Source organism: Vibrio sp. E150_018 (genome assembly GCF_053544035.1).
Window position 1 is genome coordinate 155940 of record NZ_JBHGNY010000002.1, and the last position, 20123, is coordinate 176062.

The 20123-nt window shown below is 41.5% G+C and carries 13 protein-coding genes; 9 read left to right on the top strand and 4 right to left on the bottom strand.

Annotation, left to right across the window (positions count from 1 at the left end):
* Positions 1 to 163: 163 nt before the first annotated feature.
* The 4 genes from ACE3G9_RS03360 to ACE3G9_RS03375 form a co-directional block, all read right to left on the bottom strand.
* Positions 164 to 1966 (bottom strand): PglL family O-oligosaccharyltransferase, encoded by a 1803-nt coding sequence (locus ACE3G9_RS03360; RefSeq protein ID WP_449218479.1) that lies wholly within the window; start codon positions 1964 to 1966, stop codon positions 164 to 166.
* Between the two features lie 369 nt (positions 1967 to 2335).
* A complete protein-coding gene (gene uvrA, locus ACE3G9_RS03365; RefSeq protein ID WP_449218480.1) occupies positions 2336 to 5161 on the bottom strand; it encodes an excinuclease ABC subunit UvrA in 2826 nt (941 codons plus the stop codon).
* Positions 5162 to 5378: 217 nt separating this feature from the next.
* Positions 5379 to 6230 (bottom strand): UTP--glucose-1-phosphate uridylyltransferase GalU, encoded by an 852-nt coding sequence (galU, locus tag ACE3G9_RS03370; protein ID WP_417880068.1) that lies wholly within the window; start codon positions 6228 to 6230, stop codon positions 5379 to 5381.
* 120 nt (positions 6231 to 6350) lie between these two features.
* On the bottom strand, positions 6351 to 7010 hold the full coding sequence (locus tag ACE3G9_RS03375) for a LuxR C-terminal-related transcriptional regulator (RefSeq protein ID WP_417880069.1): 660 nt from the start codon (positions 7008 to 7010) through the stop codon (positions 6351 to 6353).
* A gap of 318 nt (positions 7011 to 7328) precedes the next feature.
* On the opposite strand from ACE3G9_RS03375, the gene ACE3G9_RS03380 reads away from it, so the two are divergent.
* The 9 genes from ACE3G9_RS03380 (at position 7329) to ACE3G9_RS03420 (ending at position 20118) form a co-directional block, all read left to right on the top strand.
* Positions 7329 to 7853, top strand: coding sequence for a single-stranded DNA-binding protein (locus ACE3G9_RS03380; protein ID WP_417880070.1), 525 nt, complete (start codon positions 7329 to 7331; stop codon positions 7851 to 7853).
* 137 nt (positions 7854 to 7990) lie between these two features.
* The gene (csrD, locus tag ACE3G9_RS03385) at positions 7991 to 9982 is read left to right on the top strand and encodes an RNase E specificity factor CsrD (protein ID WP_417880071.1); all 1992 of its coding nucleotides are present in this window, start codon (positions 7991 to 7993) and stop codon (positions 9980 to 9982) included.
* A gap of 546 nt (positions 9983 to 10528) precedes the next feature.
* A complete protein-coding gene (locus tag ACE3G9_RS03390) occupies positions 10529 to 11572 on the top strand; it encodes a rod shape-determining protein (RefSeq protein WP_027697752.1) in 1044 nt (347 codons plus the stop codon).
* A gap of 114 nt (positions 11573 to 11686) precedes the next feature.
* Positions 11687 to 12568, top strand: a complete 882-nt coding sequence (gene mreC / locus ACE3G9_RS03395; RefSeq protein WP_417880072.1) for a rod shape-determining protein MreC — start codon at positions 11687 to 11689, stop codon at positions 12566 to 12568.
* Positions 12561 to 13049 (top strand): rod shape-determining protein MreD, encoded by a 489-nt coding sequence (gene mreD, locus ACE3G9_RS03400; RefSeq protein ID WP_417880073.1) that lies wholly within the window; start codon positions 12561 to 12563, stop codon positions 13047 to 13049. The genes mreC and mreD overlap by 8 nt, the downstream gene beginning before the upstream one ends.
* 110 nt (positions 13050 to 13159) lie before the next feature.
* Positions 13160 to 13759, top strand: a complete 600-nt coding sequence (locus ACE3G9_RS03405) for a Maf family protein (protein ID WP_417880074.1) — start codon at positions 13160 to 13162, stop codon at positions 13757 to 13759.
* A gap of 53 nt (positions 13760 to 13812) precedes the next feature.
* Positions 13813 to 15282 (top strand): ribonuclease G, encoded by a 1470-nt coding sequence (gene rng, locus ACE3G9_RS03410; protein WP_417880075.1) that lies wholly within the window; start codon positions 13813 to 13815, stop codon positions 15280 to 15282.
* A gap of 11 nt (positions 15283 to 15293) precedes the next feature.
* The gene (locus ACE3G9_RS03415) at positions 15294 to 19259 is read left to right on the top strand and encodes a YhdP family protein (protein WP_449218481.1); all 3966 of its coding nucleotides are present in this window, start codon (positions 15294 to 15296) and stop codon (positions 19257 to 19259) included.
* A gap of 34 nt (positions 19260 to 19293) precedes the next feature.
* A complete protein-coding gene (locus ACE3G9_RS03420) occupies positions 19294 to 20118 on the top strand; it encodes a carbon-nitrogen hydrolase family protein (RefSeq protein ID WP_449218482.1) in 825 nt (274 codons plus the stop codon).
* The last annotated feature ends 5 nt before the right edge of the window (positions 20119 to 20123 follow it).

Genomic DNA, 20123 nt, shown 5'->3' on the forward strand with positions numbered 1-20123 from the left:
TGATCGTAGCTCGTTTTTCGAGCCACGCTATTGTTTTGACGATTACTTAGGAATCGGTGATGGCCCCTTTCATTTTTTAATGCAGGGGCTACTTCTTTTTCGAGAAACGAGAAACGAGAAACGAGAAACGAGAAACGAAGTGCTCAAGTAACGAGCTACGTTTTTATTTTATCTCTGCACTTTTCTGTACAGCTTTAGCCTCCGAGGCCGCCTCTGCCCTTGAAACCCTCTCCTCCGGTGGAATATAACGAATCGTTGAAAAATCTTGCGCCGGGAATAAGAAACTGGCTTCTTTGCGGATCTCTTCCGCTTTTCTGTCATCACCAATGCCTTGGTAGGCCACGATCAGTTTTGAATAAAACGCGGCTCTTGGTTTACGCTTGATGACTTGAGTTGCCCAATCAATATAAGGCTGGATGTACTCAGGATTATCAAGGTGCAAGCCAATGTTGAGTTGAGTGCTGTACACATCCCAATCAAATCTATCCTTCCAAACACTAGGGTTGGTCACTTGGTTTAATAAGTCTGGGTTGATCGGCCTGGTATATTCAAATCGACTGAGAACATAGTTGGTATGTAGTGCTGTGATCATGAAAAACGCGGTAATGATCGGGATGAGTAATGAAAATACACTCAATAAGCTTTTGGTTATTTTGCTAAAACTCACCACTTTATATTGAGAAGTCAACTGATCAACCCAGTAGATAAGTATGACAAAGATGATCCAATGGATCGCAGAGTGATAAAACGGATATTCAAGTTGGGTATGCAACACGATTGGAAAAAATAAAGCGATTAACGCCAAACGGGTTCCTGACGGAGACTTTCGTACTTTACGAAAGACAATCAAGGCTGCAATGAGCAAACCTAATACTGATACGATGCCACCTTCTACCGCCCAATATAAAATTTCATTATGTGGGTGATCCATCGAAGGCAATCCCGGATGGTAGTCCGGATTTAGCTGGTGCTGCCTTGCGGTGTAAACCATATAAGCTGGTTCAAACTGACCATAACCATATCCGGTTAGCGGCTTTTCTATCACCATATCTAAGGTTTGCGGGAAGGTATAACGACGCGGGCTTTCTAAATTGGATTTCTTAGCAATTAACTCATTACCACCATTGGTTGTGGCGAGAGTATAACCGCCAGCCAAACCGACAATGATTGAAATGAGCCATAATGACATCATTCGCTTTGGTAAGAATTTAGCGAGATATGGGATCAGAAGAACGGCAGAGACAGTCGCACCTAGCCAGCCAGTACGTGAAGCAAGTACCCATAATAATGGAATAGTGATAATTGGCATTAACAGCAACAAGCCGGAGAATACTTTATGTAGCTGAACATTGGTTTGGCTTTGTCTCGCCAATAAATAAGAACCAATGGCTAAGCCTGTGGCTAGAAAGCTCGCGGTGACATTCGGTTGTTGGAATATTGCAAACGGACGATTTTGTTCGGTGTTGTAACCAAATGAATTACCTGGCTCTAAAAATAAGTATTGGAAGTAACTATAGGCTGCTTCGATACATACCGCGCCAACAATGAGAAGTAATAGCGTCTGCTTTTGTTTAATCGACAGCGGGTATTGGTGCAAAATCAGTAACAGCAGCCAACCAGCCCACAGACCGATCAAGCGTAACATGGCATCTTGAACATTGGCGGTCGAATAGAAAATTGGCAGAGTTAAAATAATACAAGCAATAAACATCACTATGGTGAGGCTCGTAATGCGTAACACTCGCTGATTGGCAATCGCATATAAGCCAATGCCAAAACTAACACTTAAGGCTAACCAAGTTGTGGAATTGAAAGAGAGAGCGAGTCCCGCACCACCTGGATTGGGCTGGAAAAAATGCATGGCAAGTAAGAACACCACACCTAGCGACCAAAGAAATGGTTTGGCTAAGATATTAGGTTCAGGCACTTCTTCAAGTTTCGTGCCTTGGATATGTAACGTTGCCATGTACAGTGCAGCCTCTAGATGTTTGAGTTGTCTATAGGACGGCTATGTTAGCATTGTTTATGTAAAAAAGATGACGAAAAGTAACTGGAATTATGGGGGAGAGTTCTAGTTTTCGGGTTTAGGAAGGGAGGGAGCTAGGTCCTAGTTCCTGGACCCTAGAGGTGGTTGCTGAATATTTACAGCAATAAATATATGCATTAGTTGTTTTAATATGGTCTTTACGGAAAGCTGCCCTCCAGGAACCAGGAACCAGGAACCAGGAACCAGGAACCAGGAACCAGGAACCAGGAACCAGGAACCAGGAACCAGGAACCAGGAACCAGGAACCAGGAACCAGGAACCAGGAACCAGGAACCGGAACTAGGTTTCTTATTTCAACAACGGCTTAAGAAAGTGTGCGGTATGCGATCCTTTTACCTTAACCACTTGTTCTGGTGTGCCTGCTGCGATGATTTCACCACCGCCACTGCCACCTTCGGGGCCTAGGTCGACAATCCAATCGGCTGTTTTAATGACATCTAGATTGTGTTCAATTACCACTACGGTATTACCGTGATCACGTAGGCGATGTAGAACGTTTAGTAGCTGTTGAATATCGTGGAAATGCAGCCCGGTAGTTGGCTCATCCAAGATATATAAGGTTTTACCTGTGTCACGCTTAGACAGTTCTTTAGCCAATTTAACGCGTTGTGCTTCACCGCCCGATAACGTAGTAGCTGCTTGGCCTAGTCGGATGTAAGACAAGCCAACATCAATCAGCGTTTTCAGTTTACGAGCAATCACTGGTACAGGTTCAAAGAAAGTGTGAGCATCTTCGACCGTCATTTCTAGTACTTCATCAATGCTCTTACCTTTGTAACGCACATCTAATGTTTCGCGGTTATAACGCTTACCTTTACAGGCATCACAAGGTACATACACATCTGGTAAGAAGTGCATTTCTACTTTGATAACACCATCACCTTGGCAGGCTTCACAGCGGCCGCCACGTACGTTAAAACTAAAGCGTCCCGGCTTATAACCACGCGAACGAGACTCTTGTGTGCCGGCAAATAATTCACGAATTGGGGTAAAAATGCCCGTGTAAGTGGCTGGATTTGAACGTGGGGTTCGGCCAATTGGGCTTTGGTTGATATCGATGACTTTATCAAAGTGCTCTAGGCCATTAATTTTTTTATAAGGTGCGGCTTCAGCTGTGGTCGCACCATTTAAACGGGCGTGAGCGATTTTAAAGAAAGTATCGTTAATCAGCGTTGATTTACCTGAGCCAGAAACACCAGTAACACAAGTTAACAAACCAACAGGAATAGATAGGTTAACGTTTTGTAGGTTATTACCCGTTGCGCCAATCAGTTCAACGGTTTTCTTCTTATCGATTGGAGTGCGCTTTTGGGGTATTTCAATTTGCTTAACGCCACTTAAGTATTGACCGGTAAGAGAGTTAGGATTGTCGAGAATATCTTGTATCGTTCCTTCGGCAATTACGTTACCGCCATGGACACCAGCCCCTGGGCCAATATCAATAACATGGTCGGCTGCGCGAATCGCGTCTTCATCATGCTCAACAACGATAACTGTATTGCCTAAATCACGCAGATGAATCAAGGTTTTCAGTAAGCGTTCGTTGTCTCTTTGATGTAAGCCAATCGACGGCTCATCGAGCACGTACATGACGCCTACTAAACCTGCACCAATTTGGCTAGCGAGACGAATACGTTGCGCTTCACCACCAGAAAGTGTCTCAGCACTGCGTGATAAATTGAGGTAATTTAGGCCGACATTGATTAAGAAGTTTAAGCGGTCATTGATTTCTTTTAAGATCTTTTCCGCGATCTGAGCACGTTGCCCGGTGAGTTTTAATGACTCAAAAAATTGCAGCGCGCCATAAATACTCATTTCTACCACTTGAGGTAGTGCAGTATTTTCAATAAATACATGACGAGCTTCAGTTTTTAGACGTGCACCACCACAGCTAGAACATGACTTATTGGAGATATATTTAGACAGTTCTTCACGTACCGAATTTGATTCAGTTTCATGATAACGTCGGTTAAGGTTATTTAAGATCCCTTCAAAAGCGTGGCGTTTGACCCGAGTATCACCGCGATCATTTACGTACTTAAATTCGATTTCTTCTTTTTTCGAACCATGCAGTACCACATCACGGACTTTTTTCGGCAGCTTATTAAATGGCTGCTGTAGATCAAAACCATAATGCTCTGACAGTGCGGTTAGCATGTGGAAGTAATAGAAGTTTTTTTTATCCCAGCCACGTATTGCGCCATTAGCAAGACTTAAACTCTCATCTTGAATTACTCGCTCTGCGTCAAAATACTGCTGAACACCCAATCCATCACAGGTTTCACAAGCGCCCGCTGGGTTATTAAATGAAAATAGACGCGGTTCTAGCTCACGCATGCTGTAACCACAGTGAGAACATGAAAAATTGGCAGAAAAGATAATGTCTTCTTGCTGTGAATCACCCATCCAAGTAATGGTGGCGGTACCACCAGATAATTCGAGCGCAGTTTCAAAAGATTCAGCCAAACGCTGTTGCAGGCCATCACGTACTTTAAACCGATCTACCACAACTTCAATAGTGTGTTTTTTATGTAACTCAAGGGTAGGTGGATCAGAAAGATCGCACGTTTCGCCATCAATACGTGCGCGGATAAAACCTTGAGCCGAGAGATTTTGTAGCGTTTTTACGTGCTCGCCTTTTCGCTCTTTGATGATGGGCGCTAATAGCATTAGTTTGCTGTTTTCTGGTAGATCTAATACCTTATCGACCATTTGTGAAATAGTTTGTGCCGCTAATGGAGTATTGTGTTCTGGGCAGCGTGGCTCACCGACACGAGCGTACAACAAACGTAAATAATCGTAGATTTCAGTAATTGTACCCACGGTTGAGCGTGGATTATGCGAGGTCGATTTTTGCTCGATGGAAATAGCAGGAGACAAACCTTCAATATGATCGACATCTGGCTTTTCCATTAAGGATAAAAACTGGCGAGCGTAAGCAGAAAGCGATTCAACATAGCGGCGTTGACCTTCAGCATACAAAGTATCAAAAGCCAACGAAGATTTACCAGAACCCGACAATCCTGTGATAACAATAAGCTTGTCACGTGGCATGGTCAGGTTGATGTTTTTTAGGTTATGGGTACGGGCTCCGCGAACTTCAATTGTTTCCATGCTTCACGCTCTCATAAATGATAGAAGTGATACCAATCTGTGTATTGGTGAGTATTGAATGCTAAGTAGTAGATAAGTATTACATAGGTTAAGAAAAGTGGAAACAGTTAGCTGTATAAAAATACAGTTGTCGTTGTTGTGAGAAATATAAAAAGAAAGGCCGTAATAGCAATTTATTACGGCCTAGGAGAGCTTACGATGTAAAGAAGGTTGCGAATTAGTTCTTGCTTGTTTTAGTATCTTGATCTTTTAGATACATATTCTCATAGCAGTAGTTAGTCGCTTCGATGTAGCCTTCAACACTACCACAGTCAAAACGCTTACCTTTAAATTTATAGGCTAGAACACAACCTGATTTAGCTTGTTTGAGTAGGGCGTCGGTTATTTGGATCTCACCACCTTTGCCTGGTTCCGTCTGTTCAATTAATTCAAAAATATCTGGCGTCATGATGTAACGCCCAATGATCGCTAAGTTACTTGGCTCTGTACCTGGCTCTGGCTTTTCTACCATGTCATCAACACGGTAAAGATCATCTTTGATCATCTCACCAGCAATCACACCATACTTGTAGACTTCATCTTTTGGTACTTCTTGTACCGCAACAATGGTGCAGCGAAATTGTTTATAAAGTGCAACCATTTGCGCTAAAACGCCTTGATCTGGATTTACACATAAGTCATCCGCCAATACCACTGCAAACGGTTCGTCACCGACTAATTCACGGCCAGTTAAAATTGCATGACCTAAACCTTTCATTTCACGTTGGCGAACATAAGTGAAGTTAGCGCTGTCGATGATATTACGGATATCAACTAACAGTTCTTCTTTATTAGTGCCGCTAATTTGATGTTCTAATTCGTAGTTTTTATCAAAGTGATCGGTTAATGAGTGTTTACCACGGCCGGTAACGATACACATGCCATTCATACCAGCTTGAATGGCTTCTTCAACGCCATATTCAATTAACGGCTTATTAACGACCGGCATCATTTCTTTTGGCATAGATTTCGTTGCCGGTAAAAAACGAGTGCCATAACCTGCAGCAGGGAATAGACATTTTTTGATCATGTTTGAGACCTTGTATAAATAGGGGGTATCTGTGCGCTAAAATAGCATTTTTTTCATTAGAAACACAAATATAGCAAAGAACATGGTGGTTGAGGGTAGCATCTTCGCGATTAGTAGAAATTAACCCTCAGATAAATATAGCCGAGCCCAGTTAATAGCTTGTCGACGATTGCTGACATTAAGCTTTCTAAAAATTCGATACAAATGGGATTTGATCGTATGTTCACTGACGAATAGTGAATCCGCAATATCTAGATTTGATTGACCTATTTGTAAGTGAGTCAAAATTTCTAGCTCTCTTCGGGTCAATGATAGTTTAGCTTTGACCGTTGGATTGGCCCGCTGGTGGTTAAGAGCTTGCCAATGTTTGAATAATTTGATTAATAGTGATTTAGGCAAGCAATTATGTCCAGTGAGCATTTTTATCAATTCGTCACAAAGTTGCTCATTGGATGTTGATTGATAAAAATAACCGGTCAAATTATACCATTGAGACAGTAAGACCAAATTGGCTTTTTCAGGAGCAAAGATAAGGGCGTTTGCTTGAGCTTTTTGTAAAATAGGGTGAGTTTGTAGCTCAAATAATTCCTCTTCAGTAAAGCGCGCATCAACAAGCAAAATGTAAGGTTCTTGCTGATGTAAGATTTTAGTCACTTCATCGTAATTAATAAGTGTTAATTGAATATCAACCCGTGTTGTGACTATTGAAATAAAAGCGTCATTGGCCTCAATAAGTGGCGATAACAAATACACAGAGGTTTCTTGATTTTGGCAAGTCATGTCAACAGAGCCTTCTTGATTTTTAATAACGCGATTGATTCTTTATATTGCGACTGTATGAAACTTGTAGCTTGAATAGTATAAACTTATGCTGGTTTTTTATACGATTCTTGGTTTTGAGAAGAGATTCATTGTATTCAATAATTTATGATGAATGCTTTGGAAGTTACTATGCTAAGTAGTGACTTTTGTTATTGGTTATAGTGAACATGAAGGTTAATCTCAAAGTGAGTTGAGGCGATATTATTATACCGTTAGCTGTATAAATCATGATATGATCGACAGCTATTTTTGAAATGTATTAAGACGGAGCAGAACATGGCTAGCCGCGGAATAAATAAAGTAATTTTAGTCGGAAATCTAGGTAACGACCCAGAGATTCGTTATCTACCAAGCGGTGGTGCGGTTGCAAACATTACCATTGCTACTTCTGAAACATGGAGAGATAAAGCGACAGGCGAACAACGTGAAAAAACTGAATGGCATCGCGTTGCTTTGTTTGGCAAACTTGCTGAAGTTGCAGGTGAATATTTACGTAAAGGCTCTCAAGTCTACATTGAAGGTCAACTGCAAACACGTAAATGGCAAGATCAAAGCGGTCAAGACCGTTACACTACCGAAGTGGTTGTACAAGGCTTTAATGGCGTAATGCAAATGCTAGGTGGCCGTTCTCAAGGTGGACAGGCGCCAGCAGCCAGCAATAATCAAGGTAACTGGGGGCAGCCTCAACAACCTCAAGCACAACAATCTGCACCGCGTGCACCGCAACAGCAAGCACCACAGCAACAGGCTCCACAATATAATGAACCACCAATGGATTTTGATGACGATATTCCATTCTAATATCACTGCATTGAACTGAATAAAAATGCTCGTCATCGCACGATTTGATAAAAAGCCGCATCTTAAATGTGGCTTTTTTGTTATAATAACAAATAGATAGATTTAATAGATTTCACTCGATACGGAACTTCGACTTAATGAAAGCGACTCCAACATTAAAACTAAGTACCCGCTTGGTTGCTTTTGTCACCATGATTGTTGTGAGTGCCATGTTTATATTATTCGTGGGGGGCGTGTTTACCTTTAAAAAAATGGGTGGGCAATATGTCGATCAAAACTTACAGCGCCTGACAACGGTTATTGATCAAGAGTTATCAACCCCACAAGATTTTGATGTTATGCGTCATTGGCTACCTAAATTGTTACAAGCCAGTGATGTTGGAGAGTTGAAAATTACCTCGCCAGCAGGTGTGATCTATACTTTCCAAAACAAATCTCTACTACAACAAGATGAGTTGTTGCTCTATACAAAAAACTACCCACTTCAGCGTAATCAAGATTATTTTGCTGAATTCCAAGTTGTGCCGCCTTATGCCAATAATAGTTATTCTTTTGAAGCATTTTTTTCGTTAACACTGGCGGTTGTGCTAGTGATGTTTTGTTTATTGAAAGGGTTGCAGTGGTTAAGAGAGCAACTATATGGCTCAGAGCTACTTGAAGAACGTGGTCGGATGATTTTAGCCGGACAAGTTGAACAGTACACCCAAGGTGATGAAAGAGAGTTTCCATACTCAGCAAGTCAAGCATTAACCCAATTGATTGAAGAATTAAATGATGCCAGACAAGAGCGAAGTCGCTTTGATACCTTCATTCGTACTCATACTTTCTTAGATAAACTTACCGGGGCTGCCAATCGAGTGTTATTTGATAGCCGTTTGACCTCCGCTCTGCAAGAAACTGGTGCAGGTGGTGGGGTTTTGGCGGTTGAAATTAATGGTTGGGATGAGTTTGTTGAAACCTCAGAAAAATCTGAATACGAAGCGTTTTTGGTGACAGTCGGTCAAGTATTGATGAATTTAACCCAAAAATATCCGAATGCAGTATTTGCTCGTTATTACAGTGGTCAATTTGCTTTATTAATCCCTCATCAGTCAGAAAAAGAAATCTCAATCCTAGCAAGTCAATGTATTAATCAGCTTAAAAAACTCGATATTCCGAACGATCTAGATAGTGAAAACTGGTGCCACATCGGTGCAACAATTTTTTCACAAGGGGAGCGTCGCGGTAAGATTATTGATGAGGCGGAAACGGCTATCAAAAGTGCTCGATTAGAAGGGGTTAATGGGTGGGCTAAGTTTAATAAATATAAGCATAAACCAGTAGAATATCGTGGTGGTGTTCGTTGGCGGAATCTATTTGATTTATCTTTAAGTTCAAATAAGCTATTTATTTATGAGCAGCCTTGTTACCTAATGGAAAATGACAACTTAAAAACCACTGAACATTATCAATTATTCACCCGAATTCAAGATGAGAAGGGCGACATAATTAAAGCTTCTCGTTTCTTAACCGCAATTGAGCAGGTTGGTTATGAGAGAATTCTGGATCAAGCTATACTCAAAACTGTATTTAGTCACTTGAAATCTGAATGGCTAGAAAATCGCTATGCGGTCAACTTATTTACTGTGCCATTTAAGAGAAAAGATTATCGGCGCTGGTTAAGGTATGAATTGCTACAACTACCTACGGAGGTAAGGCATCGATTAAGTTTTTCTTTTATTGAACGAAACTTAGTGACAGATTTGGACGTTATGCGGCCAGTGTTAAAGATGCTTTCAGGCTTAGGTTGTCAAATAATAGTTAATCAAGTTGGCAGAACAATTGTCAGTACTCACTACATAAAAACATTGCCGATTAGTTATTTAAAGTTGCATCGTAGCCTGGTAAAACAAATAGATAGGAGAAGCGAGAATCAATTATTTGTTCGTAGTATATTAGGTTCTTGTGTTGACAGTAACACGAAGGTTATCGCGGTAGGTGTGGAGACAGAAAATGAATGGTTTGTCTTATCTCAGTTAGGGTTGGATGGTGCCCAAGGTCGCTTCTTTGCAACTGAAAAGCAATTGCTACCAAGTATAGAAACAACACGTGTGATTAAGCCTGGTCGTAGAAATCGTTGGCGTAAATAGAGGAATTTAAACAACCTATGAGTATTCATTTCATTGAAGATAAAGTTAACTTTGACGCTTACCGAAGGAATGATCGAATTATATTCCGGGGTGAGCCGAATTTAACTGGAGAGTAGGAAGGCTGTGGGTTTCTAGTCCCTAGTTTCTAGGAAGAGCGTTTTCGAGGCTCGTTTTTCGGGCGCTTCGCTGCTCGTTTCTCGAGGGTGATCAATTTAATACCGTCATTCCAAAAGTGAGGTACGAACTGTTTGGAATCTCCTAATGGTCGTTGGAGATCCTGAACTGCGCTCCTACGTCGCTTTTCAGGATGACGATTTTTAGCTAGCTACGAAACCGTCCGAGCACCGAGTAACGACCAACGCTCTTCTTTTCCTAGAAACTAGGAACCGCTCTTTAACCTATCTTTTTCCTGACCTTGAGTTAACTTTATGTAAGAATACCGCTTATTCTTACTCTGTGTACGGTTAATGCTTGCCGATAGTGCAAGGCATTGGTACATTTAGCACAATTTTATTTCCTTCTATCGCTCTTAGGATAACGAAGAATATGTTCAAGAAACTTCGTGGTATGTTTTCAAACGATCTTTCAATAGATCTAGGTACAGCCAACACTCTTATTTATGTTAAAGGTCAAGGCATTGTTCTTGATGAGCCTTCTGTAGTCGCTATTCGTCAGGATCGTACTGGTACTGCAAAAAGCGTCGCTGCTGTTGGTCATGAAGCTAAACAAATGCTTGGTCGTACACCGGGGAATATTTCTGCAATTCGTCCAATGAAAGACGGTGTGATTGCTGATTTTTACGTAACAGAAAAAATGCTGCAACACTTCATTAAGCAAGTGCATGATAATAGTGTTTTAAAACCAAGCCCACGCGTATTGGTATGTGTGCCTTGTGGTTCTACTCAAGTTGAACGTCGTGCTATTCGTGAGTCAGCCTTAGGTGCTGGTGCTCGTGAAGTGTATTTAATTGATGAACCAATGGCAGCGGCAATTGGTGCTGGCCTTCGCGTTTCTGAGCCAACCGGTTCTATGGTTGTTGATATCGGTGGTGGTACGACTGAGGTTGCCGTGATTTCTTTGAATGGTGTGGTTTACTCATCTTCTGTTCGTATCGGTGGTGACCGTTTTGATGAAGCGATCATTAATTATGTTCGTCGTAACTACGGTAGCTTAATTGGTGAATCGACAGCTGAGAAAATCAAGCACGAAATCGGTTCAGCTTACCCTGGCGATGAAGTGATGGAAATGGAAGTTCGTGGTCGTAACCTGGCTGAAGGTGTGCCGCGTAGCTTTACATTGAACTCAAACGAAATTTTAGAAGCATTACAAGAGCCTCTATCAGGTATCGTATCGGCGGTAATGGTTGCACTTGAACAATGTCCACCAGAGCTTGCTTCAGATATCTCTGAAAATGGTATGGTTCTAACGGGCGGTGGTGCACTACTGAAAGACATAGATCGCTTATTAACTGAAGAAACGGGTATTCCAGTTGTGGTTGCTGATGAGCCATTAACTTGTGTTGCTCTTGGTGGCGGTAAAGCGCTTGAAATGATAGACATGCATGGTGGTGATCTATTTAGCGAGGAATAATACCTTCATTCTTGAAGTTGTAGCCTTGTTAATCGCGTTCATTGACGAGTTGTCTCGCTGAAACTTCAATTATTTTGGAATTATCCATATGGATAGATAGAACAATTTAACTGCATGAAATTGATATTTGGCCGCGGCCCTTCTTTACAACTGCGTTTATTTTTCGCACTGATCTTATCGGCCAGCTTAATGCTGGCTGATAGTCGTTTAGATACTTTTTCAAATGTTCGATATTTACTCAATAGTTCGGTAGCACCAATTCAATATGCGGCGAATTTACCAAGAAGCATGTTTGATGGGATGTATGAACGTTTAAATAGTATGAAAACCTTGGTGCAAACCAACAGTACTTTAAAAAATGAAGTTCTTAGCTTGAAGAGTAACTTATTGCTACTTGAGCAATACAAAGAAGAAAATGTTCGTCTGCGAGAATTACTCGGCTCTCCTTATGTAAGAGATGAACGTAAAGTTGTGACAGAAGTGATGGCTGTTGACTCATCACCTTATCGTCATGAGGTCGTGATCGATAAAGGCCGTACCGATGGCGTTTATGAAGGGCAACCTGTCATTAACGAAAAAGGTATTGTCGGCCAAGTGATCAATGTATCGGCTCATAACAGTCGCGTATTGTTATTAACCGACAGCAATAGCTCGATTCCGGTTCAAGTTTTACGTAATGATATTCGTGTGATTGCATCAGGCAATGGGGATATCGATTCGATTCAATTAGAAAATGTACCAACCAGTACTCATATTGAAACCGGTGATTTACTGGTGACTTCTGGCTTGGCAGGTCGTTATCCTGAAGGGTATCCAGTGGCTTATGTCACGAGTGTTAAAAATGATAACCATCTTCCTTTTTCTGAAATTGCCGCTAAACCTGTGGTTGAATTTGATCGCTTACGTTATTTATTACTGGTGTGGCCTGATCAAGGGCGTCAAAAGCAAGCTCAAACCATCGAATTAACTGAAGAAGAGGCGATTGGTAATGACTAATCACTTATTTAGAAGCAAGTTAATTATTTGGATATCCTTTTTTATTGCTCTTATTTTGCAGGCTGTGCCTTGGCCTGGACCACTTGAAATGATGCGTCCAAGCTGGCTTATTCTCATTTTTAGCTACTGGATATTAGCTTTACCACATCGAGTGAATGTAGGTACGGCATTAATCTTAGGCTTACTTTGGGATTTGGTGATTGGTACGACGTTAGGTGTTCACGGTATCGTCATGTCGATTACTGCATACCTTGTTGCACTAAACTTCCAAGTACTACGTAATATGGCATTGTGGCAACAAGGTGTCGTGATTGGTGGGCTAACCGTATTGGCAGAGTTCCTCGAGTTCTTCGGTGAGTTTATAATAAGAGATATCGATTTTAATCCTCACCTTCTATGGTCAGGTGTAGTGAACTGCATTTTATGGCCGTGGATGTTCTTACTTTTAAGAAGAGTGAGACGACATTGGCACATGCGCTAGGATTTGAAGCTGCAGTGCTGTTCGTTGTGCATCTATTCGCACTGCAACTTTGATGATTTTGATATAAATAACCTCTGCTGAGGTTAAACAACTTTCACTGGCGAGGCCGCATGTCTAATTCTTCTGATTCACAGCATCCTAATTTTTACCTGGCTTCAGGCTCTCCGCGACGTAAAGAACTTCTCACTCAACTTGGTTACCAATTCAATATTGTGGTGCCTAATATTGAAGAACAAAAACAGCCTAGCGAATCTCCCGTCGATTATGTAAAACGCCTTTCTCGTGAAAAAGCCCAAGCGGGTGTTAAATTGATTTCATCGATGTCAGAAGCATCAGAACTGCCTGTTTTAGGGGCCGATACAATCGTGATTGTCGATGATCACGTTCTCGAAAAACCAAACGATTATGCTGACTGTTTACGCATGTTGCAGGCGTTATCCAATCGACAACATCAAGTAATGACTTCTGTGACTGTCGCAACTTCTACTGAGTATCACACTAAAGTAGTGATAACTGATGTATGGTTTAAGTCTCTAACTGAACAAGACATTGAAACCTATTGGCAAACTGGCGAACCGTGCGATAAAGCGGGTGGTTATGGCATTCAGGGTATTGGTGGCCGTTTTGTTTCTCGTATTGATGGCAGTTTTCATGCTGTAATGGGGCTACCTTTATATGAGACCGATGAGCTATTGAAGCAATATCTTTAGAATTTATCTTAACTAATTCCTTTTTAGCGACCCAAAATTTATGAGGCACAATCATGAGTGCAGAATTACTGATCAACGTCACCCCTAGTGAAACTCGAGTCGCGATGATTGAAGGGGGGCTATTGCAAGAAGTCCACATTGAACGTGAATCACGCCGCGGTATTGTTGGCAATATTTATAAAGGCAAAGTCAGTCGAGTATTACCAGGTATGCAAGCGGCTTTCGTAGATATCGGTTTAGATAAAGCGGCCTTTTTACATGCCTCAGATATTGTTCCTCACACTGAATGTGTGGCAGAAAATGAAAAGAAGCAATTCCAAGTAAGAGATATCGCCGAATTGGTTCGTCAAGGCCAAGATTTAGTAGTGCAGGTGGTTAAAGACCCACTCGGTACTAAAGGAGCGCGATTAACCACAGATATTACTTTGCCTTCTCGGTATTTGGTCTTTATGCCGGGAGCCGCTCATGTTGGGGTATCACAACGTATTGATGATGAAGCAGAACGTAACCGTCTAAAAGAAACCGTATTACCTTATTGTGATGAGAACGGTGGCTTTATTATCCGAACCGCTGCAGAAGGGGCCGATAGTGAAGAGTTAGCGCAAGATGCCGCTTTTCTAAAACGTTTGTGGAATAAGATCAATGAACGACGTAGTAAATATAAAACCAAGTCGATGCTGTATGGTGAGATCGGTTTAGCGCAGCGTATTTTACGTGATTTTGTTGGCACAGAGATCAGCCGTATTCAGGTCGACTCACGTTTAGCCTATGAAACTTTGTTGGAATTTACCGCCGAGTTTGTGCCTAATTTAACCGACAAACTAGAGCTGTATCATGGCGATAAACCGATTTTTGATATGTACGACACTGAGAATGAAGTCCAGCGTTCATTAGATCGTAAAGTAGAATTGAAATCGGGTGGCTATTTGATTATCGATCAGACGGAAGCGATGACGACGGTAGATATTAATACCGGAGCTTTTGTCGGTCGGCGTAATTTAGAAGAGACCATCTTCAATACCAATATTGAAGCGACTCAAGCGATAGCTCGTCAGCTTCGTCTACGTAACCTTGGCGGCATTATTATTATCGATTTTATCGATATGCTTGAAGATGAACATCGTCGTCGTGTTATTCAATCATTGGAATTGGCACTATCGAAAGACCGAGTGAAAACCAATATTAATGGCTTTACTCAGCTTGGTTTGGTTGAAATGACTCGCAAGCGAACCCGAGAAAGTATTGAACATGTTCTATGTTCTGGTTGCCCTACTTGTAAAGGTCGCGGTTCGGTGAAAACCGTTGAAACCGTCTGTTATGAAATTTTGAGAGAAGTGACTCGAGTAAACCGTGCTTATGATGCTGACAAATTTGTTGTGTATGCCGCAGTTGCAGTTGCGGAAGCCTTGCAAGGTGAAGAATCACATGCACTAGGTGAACTCGAAGTATTTATTGGAAAAGAAGTTAAAATTCATGCTGAACCTTTGTATATTCAAGAGCAGTTTGACGTTGTGATGATGTAGCGGAGAAGAGAGTGACCTTGCCTAATCGCCTGTGGCGGACTTTATTATGGACAATATTAACAATTGCGGTGGTATGGGCGATTAGTGTTACTTTACTGCGTCTGTTTCTTCCTAGTCTTGATCATTATCGTGATGAGATTGAAGCTCAAGTATTGAAATCCACTGGTGTTGAGGTTCAATTTGAATCAATTCGCGGTTACTGGGGAAATATTACGCCGGCATTAGCACTAAAGCATGTGCAAGTCTTTTTGCCCGGTGAGCAAATTCCGATTGTGACGATTGATCGTGCTGATGCTGAAGTCGACTTGATTCAATCCTTAATTCATCTTCAACTTAAATTAGCGGATATCAAAATTGAAGGACTGCGTGCTGATCTTAGTCGTTGGCCTTTAATTCCTGAAAAAAATAAAAAGGCAGCTCCACAGTCTGATGGTTCAAATAAATCACTAAAAGGTATACAGAATATATTTTTACGCCAACTTGGTGAATTTTCTTTAGTTGATTCTAGTATTCAATATCTTGCGCTTAATGGTGAAATTCGTTTAGTCGATATCGAGCGCTTACGTTGGGAAAATAATGATAATCAGCACCGAGCTGAAGGTGTCGTCAGTATTGCTGGTGCCAATCTAAACAAAGTTTCTGTGATCGCTAACTTTAGTGAGCAAGGGAGCTTACGTTACCTCGATGGACAGTTTTTTGTTTCAGCAGAAAATATTCGTGTGACTCCATGGATGCCGCAGTACGTTAAAGAGTCAACCACTATTGATTCTGGTCGAGTCAGCCTCAATTCATGGTTAACGCTAAAACAAGGTGAACCAACCGATGCGTTAGTTGAGTTGAAGCCCTCTCATTTAATTTGGCATAATAAAAAAAATAAACATCAACTCGATATTGAGCATGGTGTGGTAAACCTTAAACCGAGCGCTGACGGTTGGACAATCTTAGGTTCTAATTTTTTAATAAAAACTAATGATGGCAAGTGGCCACAATTTCAATTTGCGTTGGATTGGCAACCTGATCATCAAGTGTTGAATTTATCTCGTTTAGATATTGAAAACTTGACTCCTTTGCTGGGCATATTGAAAAGCCAAAATGGCTCAATGGAATGGCTGGATAAATTACACCCCGCCGGTTCGATTGAAGATATACGCGTCAATATTCCTAAGCACATAAACAAGCTGACGTATTCTGCTTCACTAAATAAAGTGGCAATGAAGCAGTGGGGGTTATTACCTGGTATTAATAAACTTTCTGCAACTGTGACGGGGGATGCCAATAACGCTTCGATTAAGGCGACATTGCAAGATGATGTGGTGCCTTATGGCGATGTGTTCCAAGCGCCTCTTAACATCGAGCAAAGTAAGCTCAATCTGGTATGGCAAAAGTATCAAACTGGTTGGAAGCTTTGGGCGGATAAAATTGAAGTGTCGAATTCAGATTTATCTGCGATTGGTGAATTTGAACTAGATTTCCCTGATGAGCAATCGCCATTTTTATCCTTGTATGTTGAAGCTGATGTTAAAAAAGCTGGTGAAACATGGCGTTACCTACCAACTTTAGCACTGGGGCGTGATCTAACTGACTACCTTTCTACTGCAATTCAAAGCGGTACTGCTAAAACAGCTCAAATTCTTTGGTATGGCTCGCTAAACGATTTCCCTTATCTTCATCATAAAGGAATTTTCCAAGCGAGAGTGCCACTACAAAATGCACGTTTCAGCTTTGATACAGCATGGCCGGCGATTACTGAGTTACAACTCGATTTGTTGTTTGAAAATGCTAGCATGTATTTAAGCTCTGATTCCGCGACATTGATGGATGTACATGTGAGCCATATTGACGGTGTTATTCCAAATTTAAATTCCAACGGACACATTAAAATCAATGCTAAAGCACAAGCGGATGGCGAAGCGGTTCGTGACTATATGACTTCCAGCCCTCTAGTGGATTCGGTTGGCGCAGCTCTAACGGCGGTACAAGTTTCAGGGCCAGTCGATGCCGAGCTTAGCTTAAATATACCATTTGATGGTAGTGATCCGGATGTCAGTGGTTTTGCGCAATTAAAAGAGAATCCGATTACGATACAAACTCCGTCGATTCAACTTGAAAAAGCAAACGGAAAAATTGAGTTTAAAAATGATGTTGTGATTGGTTCAGGCTTAAAAGCTAACTTGCTAAATCAACCTATTGCGTTGGATTTTAATAGCCATACCCAAGGTCAGGGCTATGCGGTGAAAATTGATGTGGTAGGTGATATCGATATTCCTGAGTTGAAGAAACAAGTGGACTCGACGTGGCTGAAGCCTTTAGCTGGGAATGCGCCGTGGAATTTAGGCGTTGATTTGCATTTGAGTGATATTGGCTTTACTTATCAGGTTGATGGCAATGCCGATTTAGAGTTTTTAACCAGTCAATACCCCGCACCACTCGGTAAAGCTTTAGGTATTAAAGGCCGAGGTCGTCTGCAAGCTGCCGGTAACCAAGAAACAGTGAATGCGAGAATATCGCTCCCTAATGTGAAGTATCAAGCTGATATTGATATTCGTCCTAAAACGCCCGTGTTAAGTGCGACTAACATAATTGTCGGACGGGGAGAGTTTAAGGTTAGTCCTATTGGTGGTCATTATTTGTCGATCAATACTAATAAATTCAATGCTGATGAGTGGTTTGATTTTGTGGTGAATAAAGATCCAACATTAAACATTAAACCAGCTGAGGCAGGATTACGTGTTACTGAACATTCCGCTAAAAGTTCGTCGACTACCAATGGTGATAAAGTTAGCCTACAGAAAGCCAATAGCCAGCAAGCTCAAGCTACAAGCATTGATATGCCAGCGATACCTGTACCTGAAGTGATTAATATTAAAACGAAAACTTTGGTGTTGGGCGATTTAGATTGGCATCAGGTGAAGCTAGATGCGATCCATAAACCGCAAGATTGGCAGCTTAATTTATCGAGTAGTGAAATTGTCGGTAGTGGTCATTACCGCAATAAAAAAGATTTAAGCCTAGATCTAAAATCAGTACATATTTTTATTCCTGAGTGGGATAACAAGAAAGAAAATCAAGATGCGCAACTAATTTCAGGTAAAGCTGAAGATGAACCTTTGATTAGCGAATTTGATCGTCAGTTCCATCAATATATGCCGAATCTATCATTGAAAATTGGCGACTTATGGCTGCAAGGTTATAAAGTTGGTACGGTTGATATGCAGTTGCAGCGCGATAAAGATAAGCTGGTTTGGAAAAATTTGGATTTTAAAACCGGTTCAAACCACTTGCAGGCAAAAGGCTGGTGGCAATTATCTGGTGAGAAGAGTCATTCTAATTTTGATTTGAGCTTAACCGGTAAGAATAACTCTGAGGTAATGGCTCGTTTTGGGATTAACTCCGGTATTCAAAAAGCGTCCTTTGATCTTTCAATGGCTGCAAATTGGGATGGTGCGCCTTGGTCGGTGAAAACCGATACATTAAATGGACATTTAAAAACTGAGTTTAAAGATGGTGTGATCACCGATGTCAATGGTGCAGCTCGTTTGTTGGGACTGTTTAGCTTAGATTCCATCGTTCGTAAGATGCAGCTAGATTTTACTGGCGTGTTTGATGACGGTATGACGTTTGATTCCATCAAAGGTAGCGGTGATATTAAGCGCGGGATCTTTGTCACTAACGATCTTGAAATGGATGGTTCTGCTGGGGACTTAATGCTAAAAGGACAAGCGGATCTGAATACTCGTTTAGTGGATGCGGAAGTCACCTTTATTCCAGACTTAACTTCGAGTGTGCCTTTGGTGGCAGCTTTTGCGGTTGCACCTCAAACGGCAGTGGCAATTTTTGCTATTACCAAAGTGTTGTCACCCGTTGTTGATGTATTTACTAAGGTCCAGTACTCGGTGAAAGGTCCATTGGATGCACCAGAAGTAAAAGAAATTTCTCGTAGTCGTGGTGAATATCAGTTGGATAAATCGTCTAAATAGTCTGGTAGAACTAAATTTTACAAGGAGTGTGGATATGTCTAAAGTCGCACTAATTCAAATGACCTCGGGGCCAGATCCTCAAGATAATTTGGTATTTGTTGAACAGCAGCTACAAGCAATGCAAGACCAGCAAGTTGATTGGGTTATCTTGCCAGAAAATGCGATTATTTTTGGTCACAGAGAAGACTACCATCAACATGCAGAAGCTTTAGCTAAAGGGCCGTTACAATCGGCTCTAGCCAAATTAGCCAATGATTATGGCGTTTGGCTGGTGGTCGGCTCCTTTCCTATTCGAGTTGGTGATGATGTCAAAACCACTTGTCTGGTGTTTTCCTCTGAGGGTGAACTACAAGCGGATTACGATAAGTTGCACATGTTTGATGTGGATGTCAGTGATGGTCATCAACGCTATCGTGAGTCGGAAACCTTTTTAGCTGGTGAGCGAGTGGTTGTTACGAAAACTCCTTTTGCTAACTTAGGGTTATCCATTTGCTATGATCTGCGTTTTCCTGAATTATTTCAGCAACTCGTTAGGCAAGGTTCTGATGTGATTGTGGTTCCTGCCGCTTTCACTTATGTCACCGGTAACGCTCATTGGGAGCCGTTATTGCGAGCGCGTGCCATTGAAACTCAATGTTGGATTGTTGCAGTTGGGCAAACTGGCACTCACCCTTGTGGTCGTCAAACTTGGGGACACTCGATGGTGATTAATCCATGGGGGCAGATAGTTGAATGTTTACCCGAGACAGCAGGCTATATAACCGTTACCATTGATACTAAGATCAACCAAGACATTCGACAACGCATGCCCGTGATGCAACACGCTCGATTTGTCCGTCAATTAAAACCCAAACAATAGAGCAC

Coding starts and splice junctions, on each gene's coding strand:
- ACE3G9_RS03390 (WP_027697752.1), top strand. CDS start 10,529: ATGTTCAAGAAACTTCGTGGTATGTTTTCAAACGATCTTTCAATAGAT.
- rng (WP_417880075.1), top strand. CDS start 13,813: ATGAGTGCAGAATTACTGATCAACGTCACCCCTAGTGAAACTCGAGTC.
- ACE3G9_RS03360 (WP_449218479.1), bottom strand. CDS start 1,966: ATGGCAACGTTACATATCCAAGGCACGAAACTTGAAGAAGTGCCTGAA.
- mreC (WP_417880072.1), top strand. CDS start 11,687: ATGAAATTGATATTTGGCCGCGGCCCTTCTTTACAACTGCGTTTATTT.
- ACE3G9_RS03405 (WP_417880074.1), top strand. CDS start 13,160: ATGTCTAATTCTTCTGATTCACAGCATCCTAATTTTTACCTGGCTTCA.
- ACE3G9_RS03380 (WP_417880070.1), top strand. CDS start 7,329: ATGGCTAGCCGCGGAATAAATAAAGTAATTTTAGTCGGAAATCTAGGT.
- ACE3G9_RS03375 (WP_417880069.1), bottom strand. CDS start 7,010: ATGACTTGCCAAAATCAAGAAACCTCTGTGTATTTGTTATCGCCACTT.
- ACE3G9_RS03420 (WP_449218482.1), top strand. CDS start 19,294: ATGTCTAAAGTCGCACTAATTCAAATGACCTCGGGGCCAGATCCTCAA.
- uvrA (WP_449218480.1), bottom strand. CDS start 5,161: ATGGAAACAATTGAAGTTCGCGGAGCCCGTACCCATAACCTAAAAAAC.
- mreD (WP_417880073.1), top strand. CDS start 12,561: ATGACTAATCACTTATTTAGAAGCAAGTTAATTATTTGGATATCCTTT.
- galU (WP_417880068.1), bottom strand. CDS start 6,230: ATGATCAAAAAATGTCTATTCCCTGCTGCAGGTTATGGCACTCGTTTT.
- csrD (WP_417880071.1), top strand. CDS start 7,991: ATGAAAGCGACTCCAACATTAAAACTAAGTACCCGCTTGGTTGCTTTT.